The sequence below is a fragment of the Larsenimonas rhizosphaerae genome (assembly GCF_026240105.1).
Classification (GTDB): Bacteria; Pseudomonadota; Gammaproteobacteria; order Pseudomonadales; family Halomonadaceae; genus Larsenimonas; species Larsenimonas rhizosphaerae.
In genome coordinates this window covers 438,304-452,093 of the sequence record NZ_JAPIVE010000002.1, presented here as the reverse complement: position 1 = coordinate 452,093, position 13,790 = coordinate 438,304, and the positions used below count along the sequence as shown (strand labels likewise).

Below are 13,790 nucleotides of genomic sequence, written 5' to 3'. Positions count from 1 at the left end.
ACACAACGCTGCCGGCACAGGGGCCGGCAGCAATGAACAGCGAAAAAACCAGAGGGTCAGGCCAGATCCGTCACCATGGCCTTGAGCAGGGCATAAAACTCCTCGACCGCTGCAAGCTCTACTCGCTCGGTCGGAGAGTGCGCCCCCAGGATGGTCGGCCCGAAGGAAATCATGTCCAGCCCCGGGTAATGGGCACCGATGATGCCGCACTCAAGCCCGGCATGAATGACCTTGACCTCCGCCTCACGGCCCAACTCGCGCTCGTGAAGGGCCAGAAAGCGGGCCAGCAGTGGAGAGTCTGCCTGAGGCGCCCAGCCGGGATAGCCCTCACCGGCAATGGCTTCCACGTCAATCAGGGAAAACAGCGCCCGGAACCGCTCATTGATCGCCTCGGCGCTTTCAAGCCGCAATGCCCGTACCATGGCGCCCAGATGCAGATGGCCGTTTTCAAGCCGCAGCACGCCGATGTTGTTGGAGCTTTCGGCAATGCCGGGCACCGTCTGGCTCATGCGGTCGATGCCATAAGGCATGGCCGTCAGCACCGCCAGCAGTTTGCGGCTGTCTTCCATGGTCATGGCCTGAGCGGCTTCGCCGTCTTCCACGCTCAGCACCAGTCCGTCATCGACCCCCTCGTACAGCAGGGCTTCCCGCGTCTGGAAGGCCGCCACGGTTTCAGTCACCAGGCGGCGCGCCGCCTCGGGTACCAGAAAGACCGCACGCGCATCACGGGTAATGGCATTGCGCATGGTGCCGCCGTCCAGGGATATCAGCTGCAGCCCGGTGTCGCGCAGCGACCACAGGCAGGCACAAAGCAGTACGTTGGCATTGGCCCGCCCCTTGTCGATGTCCATGCCGGAGTGGCCGCCGACCAGCCCACTGACCGACAGTGACAACGCGGTCTGACCTTCGCCGGGTGCTACCAGGGTGAAATCATGGTCAACCTTGACGTCGTTGCCCCCGGCACAGCCGATATAGACCTCCCCCCGGGACTCCGAATCAAGATTCAGCAGATAGTGACCGCTCAGCCAGTCCTTCTGCAGGTAACGTGCGCCCACCAGTGAAGCCTCTTCCTCCACGGTAAACAGCGCTTCCAGCGGGCCGTGAGTCAGCGATGACTCGCCCAGAATGGCCAGCGCCGCTGCCGCGCCCACGCCATTGTCTGCGCCAAGGGTAGTCCCCCGGGCATGCAGCCAGCCGTCCTCGACAAAGGTATCGAGGGCATCGCGAGTGAAGTCATGATCATGGCCGCTGGCCGCCTGCGCCACCATATCCACGTGTGACTGCAAAATGACGCCGGGGGCGTTTTCATGCCCGGGCGTGGCCGGCTTTCTGACCAGCAGATTACCGGTGTCATCACGCTCGCAGGTCAGGCCACGCTGCTCGGCCCAGTCAACGATTTTTCCGATGATGGCCTCTTCCTGACCGGACGGCCGCGGGGTATCACAAAAGGTACGAAAATGGCGCCACAGGGCGGTCGGTTCGAGCGTGTCGAGCTGTTCGTTCATGGGGATCTCCTTGATGCGTTGCCCTAGGATAGCTGCTCGCTTCCCCATTGCGATAGCCACCGGGCCAGCCAGCGCCGCCGACCGGTAACGCCGTTGGCCTCGGCTGGCAACAGCCGGGCCAGCAACGGCTGCGGGGCCTCCATGCTCTGAAATGCCAGCCCAACCGCCACACCACTGCCCTCCACCAGGCCGTGGCGTGCCAGCACCTGCCAGACTGCTTTCTGCACCACCGGGCGGCTCAGCGCCCAGGGGGCATTCGCGCTGATGAAACGATCAAGCCGCTGGGCGTCGCCCTCCTCCGCGGACGGTGTGGGCAAACCGGCCAGTATACCCGCCGCCTGAGCAGGGTCCAGTGCCACCAGCTCCCGGGCCAGCCAGTCGGGCAGCAGGGTGGAAAACCGAGCGACCAGCCGGGCACGCAGGGTGTTTCCATCGGCCGTGAGCGGGCGCGCCATCATCAAGGCATGCTCACCGCTGGCAGTTTCCCGGGTCAGGCCGACGCGCACCGGCGTGAACCCCAGCGTCTGCCAGAAGGCCGGCAGGGTGTCATCCAGCCCGAAACTGACCCCCAGCAACGCCGCCCTGCCAGCGTCCGCCGCCAGCGCCTCGACCAGTTGACGCCCTACCCCCCGGCGGCGGCGTGCCGGATGGACAGCAACCCGCATGATACGCCGCCACCGCACCTGCGCTGCAGCGGCCTCCCCCAGATGCAGGGTCAGCGACTGGGCAACAAGGTGTCCCTGCGGGCGTCGCTCCCCGCGAGCAATCTGTTCCGCCAGCGAGGCATCAAAGCCGCCCTCGCTCAGACTTACCAGCACGCCGATCACCTGCTCGCCTTCCAGCGCCACGCGCACCTCGATACCCGGGCCGTCCAGCAGCTGTCGCAGGTCGGCCGGCGAGGTACGGTAATGGGCCTGAACCAGCAACCCGAACACCTCGGCCAGACGGTCTTCATCCTGGGACAGCGCCTTCCGATCCAGCACAACCACCCGTACCGGCTCGCCCGATGTACCAGGCGCAGTCGGCTCGGCGTCCAGCAGCAACAGTCGATGAGTCAGCTGCTCAAGGGGATCTCCCTCGGCCCAGCGCACCGGTGACGTCATGGTCATGGCGCGCCATTGAGGCGCCCGCCGATCAAGCAGGGAGCGAAAGCGCAACTCAAAGCCACGACCGGAGCCCTCATAGCCGTGCACCGTGGTGGCGAAGGCAATCCGGGGAAAGGCCTCCAGCGCCTGGGTTAATACCTGCACCGGCAGGGCCGCCGCTTCATCGACAAACAGCGTGGTGCCAGGCCCGCCGCTTGCCGCCAGTTGATCCGGTGCCAGAAACTGCAGCCGCTGTTCGCCGATCAGAAAGGCAGTGCCGTCGCGGTGCCCATCGGGCAGCTGCTCCGCCAGACGATCAAACACCGGCTCGATGGCAGCCATGGCAGGTGCCGTAATGAACAGTGTGGTCTGCCCGCCTGCCAGCAGCCGAGCCGCCGCCAGCCCCAGAGATGCGCTCTTGCCACGGCCCCGGTCTGCCGTGATCACCAACGGCCGCCGCCGCTTGAGCGCTATCAGTGCATTGACCACGGCGGTCTGATCGTCAGTCAGACTGCCATCAGACCGGACGCCGCTCTCGGTGTGGCGCTGGTGCTCGGTGACCCCCTGGTGGATGTCACGTTCCGGGATGGCAAACGAGGCGGCTGACGATTCAAGCAGCCGGGCACAACGGGCCAGAAAACGGGACGACAGGCTCGCCGGCTCCCAGGGCCAGTCGGCGAGACGGACATAGCCATCATCCGGTGTCTGGCCGAATGTCTCGGACAGCAACAGAAGCAGCACTCCGCCAGCCCTGACCGTCCCGGACAGCGCGCCCAGGGCTTCCGGGTCGAACACCTCGGTGGCATCCATCACGATGATATCCCGCTCGCGCCCCAGCCAGGCGCGGGCACGCCCGGGCCGACAGTGAGGCACGTCGATGGCCTCCGGCGGTGTCGGAGACACCCACAGCACATCCCCCTGATCAGCCAGATACTGCCGGGCGCGCGCGACCAGCTCGACAGGTGTTCCCTGCCAGCACATCAGCGCGCGATGGCGACGGGCAGCCAGGACGCGACGCTGACAGGTCAGCGCTGCAAAAGGGGCGGATAAATCACTGGTCACGAGGCAGTCTCCGGTAATCGACACAGGCAGACTGCCGCGACAATCCTGGCGTGGCAATTGTCTGCACTGACTTTTATTGATCTTCAGGCATGGATTCACTGGTTGTGCGTCGGTGATAAACGTTATATTTACCATTGCGAACCGATTCTCATTCATGCGCCATCCCTGAAGCATGCGCGTCTCGGGAACCGGACGGCAGATAATCCGTCAGAGTCACCAATCACCAAAGGAAATGTCATGAGTGCATCACGTATGTTGTGGGCCCTGCCCGCCCTGGCGCTGTTTTCCACTTCCGCCATGGCTCTTGAATACCCGATCGGCAAGCCCAAACATGAAGCAGGCATGGAAATCGCGGCGGTCTATCTGCAACCGGTCACCATGGAACCGGCCGGCAAGCTGGCTGCCAACAAGGCGGATGTTCACCTGGAAGCCGATATCCACTCGCTGGAAGACAACCCCAACGGCTTTGCGCCCGGCGACTGGATTCCCTACCTGAGCGTTCATTATGCGCTCAGCAAAAAGGGCAGCGATAACACCATCGAAGGGGATTTCATGCCGATGGTGGCCAGCGATGGCCCTCACTACGGTGCCAACGTAAAGCTTGATGGCCCGGGCAAGTATCACCTGACCTACACCATCACGCATCCGGACATGCAGCGCCATGTCGACAAGGAAACCGGTGTCGGTGCATGGTACGACCCCATCACCGTGGAGTATGACTTCACCTATGCAGGTGTAGGCAAGAAAGGCGGTTACTGAGTCTTCGCCGCGCCCGACTGCCGGGCGCGATCCCTTTTCAGGAGTGCACCAATGAAAGCCCTGTTGTTTCTGACACTTCCGGTACTGCTGGCCGTACCAGCGCTGGCCCAGGCCGCCCTGCCTTCATACACCCTGACGCTTCACAACGGGGAGCTGACGCCGCAGACCCTGCACGTCAAGGCCGGTGAGCGGTTCAAGATCGAGCTGCACAATACCGGCAACACGCCGGTCGAGTTCGAAAGCACATCGCTGCGCAAGGAAAAGGTGATGGGGCCTGGCGTCAGCTCCTTTGTCGTGGTTCATCCGCTCAAGCCGGGCGAATACGACTTTTTCGATGAGTTCCATCTCCCTGACGCACGCGGCACCCTGGTGGCGGAGTAAGCGCCGACCGGCGTGAAGAAGACGTGCGCATGATTTCCATTGACCGTGCCGGAAGGAGAATCCCTTACCATGTGGGAGCAGGTTCTATTCATTGTCTGGCGTGAAAGCGTCGAGGCCATCCTGATCGTCGGTATCGTGTACGCCTGGCTCAGGCAGGCCGACTCGCGCATCGGCCTGCGCTATCTGTGGCTGGGGGTGCTGGCCGGGCTGGGGCTGGCCGGTATTGTCGGTGCAGCGCTGATGCAGGCCGACAGCTGGCTGCAGGGCGACTCGCAGGACATCTTTCAGGCAACGATGGTACTGATTGCCTGCGCCCTGATCGTACAAATGGTGCTCTGGATGCGGGTACACGCCCGGCACCTGAAGCGCGAGCTGCACGAGGGACTTGAAAACGCCGTCCAGCAGACCCGCTTCTGGGGCATTGCCGTGCTGGTGGCCATCGCGGTGGCCCGCGAAGGCAGCGAAACGGTGGTCTTTCTGTATGGCATGGGCATGGCCCAGCTTCAGATGGGCGGGCTGTGGAGCTTTGTCAGCGCCGCTGCCAGCGGGTTCGGCCTAGCCCTGGTGACCTTTTTCCTCATGCAGTTGGGTTCACGGGTGTTTTCGTGGAAATGGTTTTTCCGCATTACCGAAACCCTGCTGTTACTGCTGGCCTGCTCGCTGCTGATCAGTGGCGTTGAAAAGCTGATGGGCCTCGGCGCCCTGCCCACCGGCATGGACCCGCTGTGGGATACCAGCGCCTGGCTGGACGACAGCGCAGGCGTCGGTGGGTTGCTGGCCACCTTCGCGGGCTATCGCGCCTGGCCGGCTGAAACCATGGTCATTGCCTTCGGCCTTTACTGGGTTACGGTACTCGGGTTGCTCTCCTGGCAGAAGCGCCGCCAGCAGCGGCTGCAGGTGGCTGCGCAGGGGGGCGTCTGATGGGGGGATGTGCCGGCGCAGCCCCACCGAAGGTCAACCGACTGGCCGCCCTGGGGCTCTGGATGCGCCGTCACCGGCGGCCCATCCAGCTGATCCAGTGGGTGGTGGTGGGTCTGTATGCCTTTCTGCTGATCGTGCCCGCCCTGCTGCCGCTGCCTGACTATCAGGACCACATCCTGACCAACCTGACCGTGTTTGCCGCCTTTGTATTCTGGGGGCTCTGGTGGCCGTTTGTATTGATCAGCATGGTGCTGCTGGGCCGGGTATGGTGTGGTATTTTCTGCCCCGAAGGCACGCTGACCGAGGCGGCCAGCCGCGTCGGCCTTGGCCGCGCCATCCCTAAATGGCTGCGCTGGCAGGGCTGGCCGTTTGTCGGCTTTCTGGGCACCACCCTGTACGGTCAGATGGCCAGCGTTTACCAGTACCCTACCGGGGCGCTGGCCGTGCTGGGCGGCTCGACCGTAGCAGCCATCATTGTCGGGCTGATCTACGGGCGTGGCACCCGCGTCTGGTGCCGTCATCTGTGCCCGGTCAACGGCGTGTTCATGCTGCTGTCCAAGCTTGCCCCGGTGCATTTTCGTACCGACCAGCGCGCCTGGACGGCGTTCAACAGGGAGCATGCCGGCCAGCCCATTCGTCATGAAAGCGTGCACTGCCCGCCGCTGGTGCCACTCAAGCAGCTGCAGACTGCCAGCGCCTGTCACATGTGCGGCAAGTGCAGCGGCCACAAGAATGCCATTTCGCTGAAGACTCGTTCCTCGTCCGAGGATATCGTGCAGGAAAGCGCGACACGGGCGACTCGTGAAGAGTTCATCCTGCTGCTGTTCGGGCTGTTCGGCGTGGCCATTGGCGCCTTCCACTGGTCGGCCAGCCCCTGGTTTGTGAGCCTCAAGCAGGCCTGCGCGGTCTGGCTGGTCAATCACGACATCATGTGGCCGCTGACCACCACCGCCCCCTGGTGGATATTGACCAACTACCCCGAGCAGAATGACGTGTTCAATCTGCTCGATGGCGCCATGCTGATCACCTATATCCTGGCCACGGCGCTGGTGATGGGCAGCGTGCTGAGCCTGACGCTTTGTCTGGCCAATCGCCTGCTGGGCGGCTGGTCTACCCAGCGGCTGTGGCATCTGGCTCATGCACTGATCCCGCTGGGCGGGCTGGGCGTATTTCTAGGGCTCTCCGCCACTACCGTCACCCTGTTGCGCGGCGACGGTCTGACGCTTTACTGGATCAACGACCTCAGAGCGGCGCTGCTCGCCGGCGGCAGCCTGTGGAGCCTGTACCTGGGATATCGCATCACGGGACGCTATCGTCAGGCCCTGCTGCCCCGGCTGGCCGCCCTGGCCGGTCTGGGCGTAACGATCAGCGTAATTCTGTATGCCTGGTGGCTGATGTTCTGGGGCTGGTAACCTGCGTTAATAAACACGTAAGCCAGACGGGATACCCTTGATGTCCACGTTCACAAGGGTATTCCGGTCATGGTTGTCCGCCCGGCCTTCAGAGCTCATATCCCCCGCGTCACACCCCTCCACTGGTGGTGCCTTGGTCTGATCAGCCTGCTGGTGCTTGGCGCCGGACTGGGGCTGCGCCATCCCTGGTCACCGGATGAACCCCGTTACGTTCTGATCGCTCGGGAAATGCTATCGACCGGCCAGTGGCTGATACCGCACCGCGCCGGAGAACTGTACCCGGACAAACCCCCGCTGTACTTCTGGCTGGTCGCGCTGGCACAGCTTGTTACCGGCAACCCGAAGGCCTTTCTACTGCCCTCACTGCTCGCCGGGCTGGGTACCCAGGCCCTGGTGGCAGACCTTGCCCGTCGCCTTTATGGCGCGCGCATCGGCCTTCTGGCCGGTATGGCCCTGTTGATCACGACGCAGTTTACCCTGCAGGCCAAAAGTGCCCAGATCGACATGACCGTGACCTTCTTCATCACCCTTGGCGTTTACGGGCTGCTGCGTCATGCCCTGCTGGGACCGGCTCGTCGCTGGTGGTATACGGGCTTTATCGCCATGGGACTTGGCATCATGACCAAGGGGGTCGGATTCCTCCCGCTGTTGATGCTGCCCGCCTGGGCCTTGCTGCACTGGCGAAGGCCCGCCGGGCCATGGCGGCCTCACCCATTGAAGGCAAAAGAGCTGGCCGGCGGCCTCGGCCTTCTGGTTCTGACGCTTTCACTGTGGGTCGTGCCGATGGTGATCTACACCACCTGGCTGCATCCGGACCCGGCCCTCGCTGCCTACCGCGACAATATCCTGTTCAAGCAGACCGGCCAGCGCTACGCCGACTCCTGGGCTCATGTGCAACCTGCCTGGTACTTTATTGTTGACGTGCTGCCCTGGGCCTGGCTGCCCTGGACCCTGACCCTGCCCTGGGTGGCACCCTCCCTGTGGCGCCGCGTCCGACGCGCTGATGCACGAGTGTGGCTGCCGATGTCGATGCTCGGCCTGATGCTGCTGTTTTTCTCAATGAGCCCTGGCAAGCGCGGCGTCTACATGACGCCGACAGCGCCGCTGCTGATTCTGATACTGGCTCCCCTGCTCCCCGGTCTGTTACGAGCCGCATGGCCCAACCGGCTGTGCTGGTGGCTGGCCATGACAGGAGGAGCGGTGCTGGGGCTTGTGGGCCTGCTCGGCGCCGCCGGCCTGCCTTCACTTACCCGACTGGCCGCCGAGGAAGGATTGTCTCCCTGGGCCTGGTGGGGCGTGACCGGTGCCCTGACACTGGGTCTGGCGCTGTTCATTCGCCCCAGGCAGGGGCTGATGCTGTACACCCCGTGGATACTTCTGTGCTGGCTGGGCTGGTCACTGGTGGGGTATGCCCAGATGGATACGACCCGCTCGGCAGCGTCACTGATGCGTGAGGTGGTCGCCGTGACCGGCGCTCGGAGTACGCTGGCCCTGTCCACCAACAATGAATCCGCCATGCTCGAAGCACGTCAGCCGGTGGTCACTGCCGGCATCCACGCCGGCAGTGATGAAGAGTTCGAACGCTTCAGTGGCTGGATACGCCAGGCCCCTGCCTCACGCTTCATGCTGGTGGACTATCATGAACTTGATGATCATCCGTGCGTCGACCCCACACGATCACATCGCCTGACCCACGGGGGAGATGACTGGGCACTGATACCCGCCGCCGCGCTGGAGACGTGCCCCGCCTCATCCTACGGGGTGAGTGTCATTCCGGCACCACCGCTTGCGATGACGCCCCCGTAACGCCCTGCGCCGGGCAACAAACGTGGCCCGGCGGACAAGGCTGTACCCGAGGCGCGTTCGGCCGATATCAAGGGGATACCTTCAAGGAGTGAGTTCATGCGCCATTTTCCCTGCCGCCTGCTGGTCGCGGCCCTGACATTCGGCCCGGCCCTGCCGAGCATGGCCGAGACGGTCATTATCGAACGGCAGCACAGCATCTCGAACCAGGGACAGTCAGCGCATCATGATCGCGACAGGCGCCCACACATCGAGGCCAATGTACTCATCGCCCCCGACACGGAACACTGGCGATCCAACTACGTGCCGGACAACTACCACCTCGAGGATTACGACGGAATACCCAACAGGAGCACCATCTGCAAAGGGTCCGGCGGACGCACCCTATCAACCACCGATCGCCCCTGCCCCGAAGGTCAGAGTGCCTCCGGCGGCACTCGCTACTCCACCGACTGATGACCCGGGGCAGGCGATAATCCTGCCCGCGTAACAGGCACATACAACGTCTCTATAGACTAACGTTGTGTGTGCAGGCCTGCTTAAGCCGCTACTCTATCGAGGCGCCCCAATCAGCCAGGAGATAGCTTCATGTCAGCGCCCATACGCATCGGCCTCGTCGGGATCGGCAAGATTGCCCGTGACCAGCATATTCCCGCCCTCGCCCATTGCGACGAATTTACCCTGGTCGCCGGTGCCAGCCGCAACGCCACGCTTGACGGCATCACCACCTTCAATGATCTGGACGAGATGCTCGCCGGCAATGACGAACTGCAGGCCATCTCCCTGTGCACACCGCCCCAGGTGCGCTATGGCCAGGCGCGGCGCGCCATAGAGGCCGGTCGCCATGTCTTTTTGGAAAAACCGCCCGGCGTCACACTGAGCGAAGTCGAAGACCTGTATCGTCGCGCTCATCAGGCAGGCGTCACCCTGTATGCCAGCTGGCATGCCCGCGAAGCCGCCGGTGTCGCTCAGGCACGCGAATGGCTTGTCGGCCGCAGCATCACCCGTGTCGATATTCAATGGCGTGAAGATGTTCGGACCTGGCACCCCGGCCAGGAATGGATCTGGCAGCCCGGTGGGCTGGGCGTGTTTGACCCGGGCATCAATGCCCTGTCGATCGTGACCCACATCCTGCCGATGGATTTCTTCCTGACCAGGGCGCGACTTGAAGTCCCTGAAAACCATCAGGCCCCGATTGGCGCCACCCTCGATTTCACCGACGCCAACGACACACCGATCCATGCCGACCTTGACTGGCGCCAGACCGGCCCTCAGACATGGCGCATCACGGTGGAGACTCGCGATGGCACACTGGTGCTGGATGAAGGGGGCAGCAAGCTGTTCATCGATGACGAGCTGGTACTTGATGGTGACGACGTTGAATATGTCGGGCTGTATCGTCACTTCGCCGAGCTGATCCGTGCCGGCATGTGCGATGTGGACATTCGCCCGTTCCGCCATGTGGCCGATGCCTTCATGATGGGCGAGCGCGTGATCGTTGATGCCTTTCACGACTAGATCACTCGCCGAACAAGGGAGTTCACCATGTTGACGCTGCACTGTCGATTAACCATGACGCTGGGCGAAGGCGTGTTCTGGGACGATGCCACGGCTCGACTTTACTGGGTGGATATTCGGGAAGGTCGGCTGTACTGGCTTGACCCGGGCGAGTCGGCGCCCGACTACACCACCATTGACGAACCCCTGGCCTGCGTTGCCCTGCACGACGATGGCGGCTTTGTGGCTGCCACCCGCTCAGGGCTCTGGCGGCTGGATGCCGAGGGCCGGAAACAGCACTGCCTCGTTGATGGTCCGCAGGACTCGAACGTGAGCTGGTGCAATGACGGGCGTTGTGATGCGCGCGGACGTTTCTGGGTCGGTACCAAGCACGATGGTGAGTCCGACCCCGTTGGCGCCCTGTTCAGCTACCAGCAGAGCATTGAACAGCACCTTGAGGGCATCACCATTGCCAACGGCCTTGCATTCAGCCCGGACCAGCGCTGGCTGTACCATGCAGACTCCCCTCATCGACGCATTGACCGCCACGCCTTTGACCTTGATACCGGCAGGATTGGCCCGGCAACGCCCTGGGTGGACCTCGATACCCTGGGCATTGAAGGCTACCCGGATGGCGCCGCGGTCGACCGGAACGGCCACTACTGGTGTGCCCTGTATGCCGGCAGTGCCGTGATCGAACTGTCGCCGGAAGGCGCGCTGCTGTCCCACCATCCCTTGCCGGTACCGCAACCCACCAAAGTGGCGTTCGGCGGCAAAGACCGCCGCACGCTGTTTGTGACCACCGCACGGCAGCACATGAGTGACGAGGCCCTGCAGCAGGCGCCGCTGTCCGGCTCGCTCTTTTCCATGCCGGTCGACACCGCCGGGCTTGAGGATTACCGCTTCAGGGCCGACTGACCGGTGCGGCCCTCCGGTTCGCTGCCGCGTCGAGACTCGGCAGCGCAGCATTTTCCTGACATCAATCATTACCGGAATCACCCGGGTATCAACAGGCGTGCTCATCCTGACCGATGCACGTATGCTCTGGTTCATCCGGTGGTTCAGCCCGCTGAACTGAAAAGGGAACGCGGTGAAAGACCGTGGCTGCCCCCGCAACTGTAAGTGACGAGCCCTTTCATGTACCCACTGGCGCACAGGCCGGGAAGGATGAAACGGGCCAGGACGCACAAGCCAGGAAACCTGCCGGATAACCACCTGACCACACGACTGCACGGTGGGTGCAGACAAGGAGATGATATGCATATCGAACCCGGTGTAGTGACCGGCGCCAAACTGATGCTCAGTTATGCGACAGCCGCCGGTGCGCTGGGCATCGCCGCACGCATGGCCTGGCAGACCATCAGCCGTGATGGAGGGCTGATCGGCATGGTGCCTCGTAGCCTGTTGGCTACCCTGCTGGTCTTCGGCTTCTTTCAGGTACTGCCTCACCATCCGGTGGGAGTATCGGAAGTCCACCTGATTCTAGGCTCTACGCTTTTCCTGCTGTTTGGTGCAGGCCCGACGGCCATTGGGCTGGCAGCGGGGCTTTTGCTGCAGGGGCTGCTTTTCGCTCCGTTTGATCTGCCTCAGTACGGCATGAACGTCACCACGCTATTGATACCGCTCTGGGGTATCCATGTGCTGGCCGGACGTATCATTGCAAGGGGAACGCGCTACACCGAGCTCACTTACACCCAGGCGCTGAAGCTTTCAACGGCCTATCAGGGGGGCATCGTGGCCTGGGTAGCCTTCTGGGCCGTATACGGCCAGGGGCTCGAGCACGTGGCCAGTATTGCGAGCTTCGGCGTGGCCTACATGTCAGTCATCCTGGTGGAGCCGTTGATTGATCTCGGGGTACTGGCAACGGCCAAACGCCTGCACCGGCTGTCTGCCACCCCGCTGTTTACACGACGGCTGCTCAATCCGGCCTGAGGGCATAAACGCCCGTGCCTGCCTCTCACACAACGCCCGCCACTGCGGGCGTTTTTTTGGTGCCTCGGATGAAAACAACGCCGGAACCCTTTATCATTCATGAGAATCATTATAATTTAACAATGACTATCATACGCGTTTAAATTCATCATCACAGGGAGTCACCATGCCCATCTCCACCCCACGCGCGCTGGTTCTAGGGGCTTTTGTTGCCCTGCCGCTCTGGACGCTACCCGCAGCCGCAGCCGATCAGACCACGTCACCAGATACCGCCGAAAGCCGCACCATGCCCACGGCCGGCTGGCAGGTGCGCACCGACCGGGCGCTGGGCCATGCACTGTATGAGCTGGCCTATAGCCCCTCGATGAATGCGGTGTTCGTGGCCAGCGCCGGCGGGTTCGACGAGGGTGCCAGGGGCATGGTCTACCAGCTCGATCCGACGACGCTCGACATTCAAAAACGCTGGGCGCTGCCGGGCAAGGCCTTCGGACTGGTACTCGATGATGCCAGCAGGACCCTGTATCTGGGCGATACACTCGATCAGAGCCTTATTCGTCTGAACCTCGACACAGGCGACACGGATACCCTGCAACTGGCCAGGCCCGCCCCTGAACCGGCCGAGGGGGAAGAGAAGCCGTTCGGCCCCAACCCGCGCCAGCTGGTGCTTTCCCCTGATGGCCAGACGCTTTATATCTCGGGCGTCGGCACTGACAGCGTGCTGTGGGTCGTCGATACCCAACGCTTCTCGCTCGAAAAGACTGTCACCGGGTTCGGCGAGTGGGCCACCGGGCTCGCGCTCGATGCCGAAAACGACCGCCTGTTCGTGTCGACCTACAAGGACAACGCGGTGCGCGTGGTGGACACGGCCCACAACACGATCGTCGATCAATGGCCTACCGGCGGCAGGAGCCCGCTCAACCTGGCGTTCGACAAGGCCGCACACCACCTGTTCGTGACCCACGCCAAAAGTGATGCCGTGACCGTACTGGATACCACCACCGGTAAACAGATCGCCTCGATCGACCTGGGCGGCGACAGTCTGGCCGCGGCCCTTGATGGTCCGGCGCATCGCCTGCTGGTAAGCCAGCGTGACGCGAAGACACTCTCGATCATCGATACCGATGACCTGACGCTCACGGGGCAACTCCCGCTGGAGGCCGCCATGCCCAACAGCCTGGCACTCTCGCCGAATGGCCAGCACGCCTGGCTCACACTCAAGCAGCCGATCAAGAAGGTCGGAGAGACCTACAAGGCCGAAAAACCGGATCACGTGATGACCCTGACGCCGTCGAATGGCTAGCGCCCGCCTACAGCCGCGCTGGCGAGCATTCACTCGCATGTGCATGGGCAGCGTCATCGAGATGACACACCCATGATGAACACTGCATGACACTGCCCGAGCATGTCGAAAAACCCGGTGCAGACCTTCGGAC

The 13,790-nt window shown here is 63.0% G+C and carries 12 protein-coding genes and 1 riboswitch; of the genes, 10 read left to right on the top strand and 2 right to left on the bottom strand.

Annotation, left to right across the window (positions count from 1 at the left end):
* Window positions 1–56: 56 nt before the first annotated feature.
* On the bottom strand, window positions 57–1,505 hold the full coding sequence (pepD, locus tag OQ287_RS08555; protein ID WP_265896174.1) for a beta-Ala-His dipeptidase: 1,449 nt from the start codon (window positions 1,503–1,505) through the stop codon (window positions 57–59).
* Between the two features lie 23 nt (window positions 1,506–1,528).
* Window positions 1,529–3,652, bottom strand: coding sequence for a tRNA(Met) cytidine acetyltransferase TmcA (locus OQ287_RS08550; RefSeq protein ID WP_265896173.1), 2,124 nt, complete (start codon window positions 3,650–3,652; stop codon window positions 1,529–1,531).
* A 237-nt stretch (window positions 3,653–3,889) separates the two neighbouring features.
* Between OQ287_RS08550 and OQ287_RS08545 the strand changes: the two genes are divergently transcribed.
* The 10 genes from OQ287_RS08545 to OQ287_RS08500 all read left to right on the top strand — a co-directional run bounded on the left by OQ287_RS08545 (window position 3,890) and on the right by OQ287_RS08500 (window position 13,657).
* A complete protein-coding gene (locus tag OQ287_RS08545; protein ID WP_250935256.1) occupies window positions 3,890–4,411 on the top strand; it encodes an iron transporter in 522 nt (173 codons plus the stop codon).
* Window positions 4,412–4,462: 51 nt separating this feature from the next.
* Window positions 4,463–4,792, top strand: coding sequence for a cupredoxin domain-containing protein (locus OQ287_RS08540; RefSeq protein WP_265896172.1), 330 nt, complete (start codon window positions 4,463–4,465; stop codon window positions 4,790–4,792).
* 69 nt (window positions 4,793–4,861) lie between these two features.
* A complete protein-coding gene (locus OQ287_RS08535) occupies window positions 4,862–5,713 on the top strand; it encodes an FTR1 family iron permease (RefSeq protein WP_250935252.1) in 852 nt (283 codons plus the stop codon).
* Entirely contained in the window at window positions 5,713–7,125 is a 1,413-nt protein-coding gene (locus tag OQ287_RS08530) for a 4Fe-4S binding protein (RefSeq protein WP_265896171.1), read from the top strand. The genes OQ287_RS08535 and OQ287_RS08530 overlap by 1 nt, the downstream gene beginning before the upstream one ends.
* Window positions 7,126–7,194: 69 nt before the next feature.
* Entirely contained in the window at window positions 7,195–8,931 is a 1,737-nt protein-coding gene (locus OQ287_RS08525) for an ArnT family glycosyltransferase (protein WP_265896170.1), read from the top strand.
* 96 nt (window positions 8,932–9,027) lie between these two features.
* Complete coding sequence (locus OQ287_RS08520; protein ID WP_265896169.1) at window positions 9,028–9,384, top strand: hypothetical protein; 357 nt, start codon at window positions 9,028–9,030, stop codon at window positions 9,382–9,384.
* Window positions 9,385–9,516: 132 nt separating this feature from the next.
* Window positions 9,517–10,446: a Gfo/Idh/MocA family protein gene (locus tag OQ287_RS08515; RefSeq protein ID WP_250935244.1), complete on the top strand. Its 930-nt coding sequence runs from the start codon at window positions 9,517–9,519 to the stop codon at window positions 10,444–10,446.
* A 27-nt stretch (window positions 10,447–10,473) separates the two neighbouring features.
* The gene (locus OQ287_RS08510; RefSeq protein WP_265896168.1) at window positions 10,474–11,343 is read left to right on the top strand and encodes an SMP-30/gluconolactonase/LRE family protein; all 870 of its coding nucleotides are present in this window, start codon (window positions 10,474–10,476) and stop codon (window positions 11,341–11,343) included.
* Between the two features lie 119 nt (window positions 11,344–11,462).
* A riboswitch (cobalamin riboswitch) is annotated at window positions 11,463–11,647 on the top strand.
* A gap of 35 nt (window positions 11,648–11,682) precedes the next feature.
* Window positions 11,683–12,357, top strand: coding sequence for an energy-coupling factor ABC transporter permease (locus tag OQ287_RS08505; protein WP_250935242.1), 675 nt, complete (start codon window positions 11,683–11,685; stop codon window positions 12,355–12,357).
* Window positions 12,358–12,523: 166 nt separating this feature from the next.
* Window positions 12,524–13,657 carry a YncE family protein gene (locus OQ287_RS08500; protein ID WP_265896167.1) on the top strand — a complete coding sequence of 378 codons (1,134 nt, stop codon included), beginning with the start codon at window positions 12,524–12,526 and terminating at the stop codon, window positions 13,655–13,657.
* The last annotated feature ends 133 nt before the right edge of the window (window positions 13,658–13,790 follow it).

Coding starts and splice junctions, on each gene's coding strand:
- OQ287_RS08505 (WP_250935242.1), top strand. CDS start 11,683: ATGCATATCGAACCCGGTGTAGTGACCGGCGCCAAACTGATGCTCAGT.
- OQ287_RS08525 (WP_265896170.1), top strand. CDS start 7,195: ATGGTTGTCCGCCCGGCCTTCAGAGCTCATATCCCCCGCGTCACACCC.
- pepD (WP_265896174.1), bottom strand. CDS start 1,505: ATGAACGAACAGCTCGACACGCTCGAACCGACCGCCCTGTGGCGCCAT.
- OQ287_RS08500 (WP_265896167.1), top strand. CDS start 12,524: ATGCCCATCTCCACCCCACGCGCGCTGGTTCTAGGGGCTTTTGTTGCC.
- OQ287_RS08520 (WP_265896169.1), top strand. CDS start 9,028: ATGCGCCATTTTCCCTGCCGCCTGCTGGTCGCGGCCCTGACATTCGGC.
- OQ287_RS08530 (WP_265896171.1), top strand. CDS start 5,713: ATGGGGGGATGTGCCGGCGCAGCCCCACCGAAGGTCAACCGACTGGCC.
- OQ287_RS08545 (WP_250935256.1), top strand. CDS start 3,890: ATGAGTGCATCACGTATGTTGTGGGCCCTGCCCGCCCTGGCGCTGTTT.
- OQ287_RS08540 (WP_265896172.1), top strand. CDS start 4,463: ATGAAAGCCCTGTTGTTTCTGACACTTCCGGTACTGCTGGCCGTACCA.
- OQ287_RS08510 (WP_265896168.1), top strand. CDS start 10,474: ATGTTGACGCTGCACTGTCGATTAACCATGACGCTGGGCGAAGGCGTG.
- OQ287_RS08515 (WP_250935244.1), top strand. CDS start 9,517: ATGTCAGCGCCCATACGCATCGGCCTCGTCGGGATCGGCAAGATTGCC.
- OQ287_RS08535 (WP_250935252.1), top strand. CDS start 4,862: ATGTGGGAGCAGGTTCTATTCATTGTCTGGCGTGAAAGCGTCGAGGCC.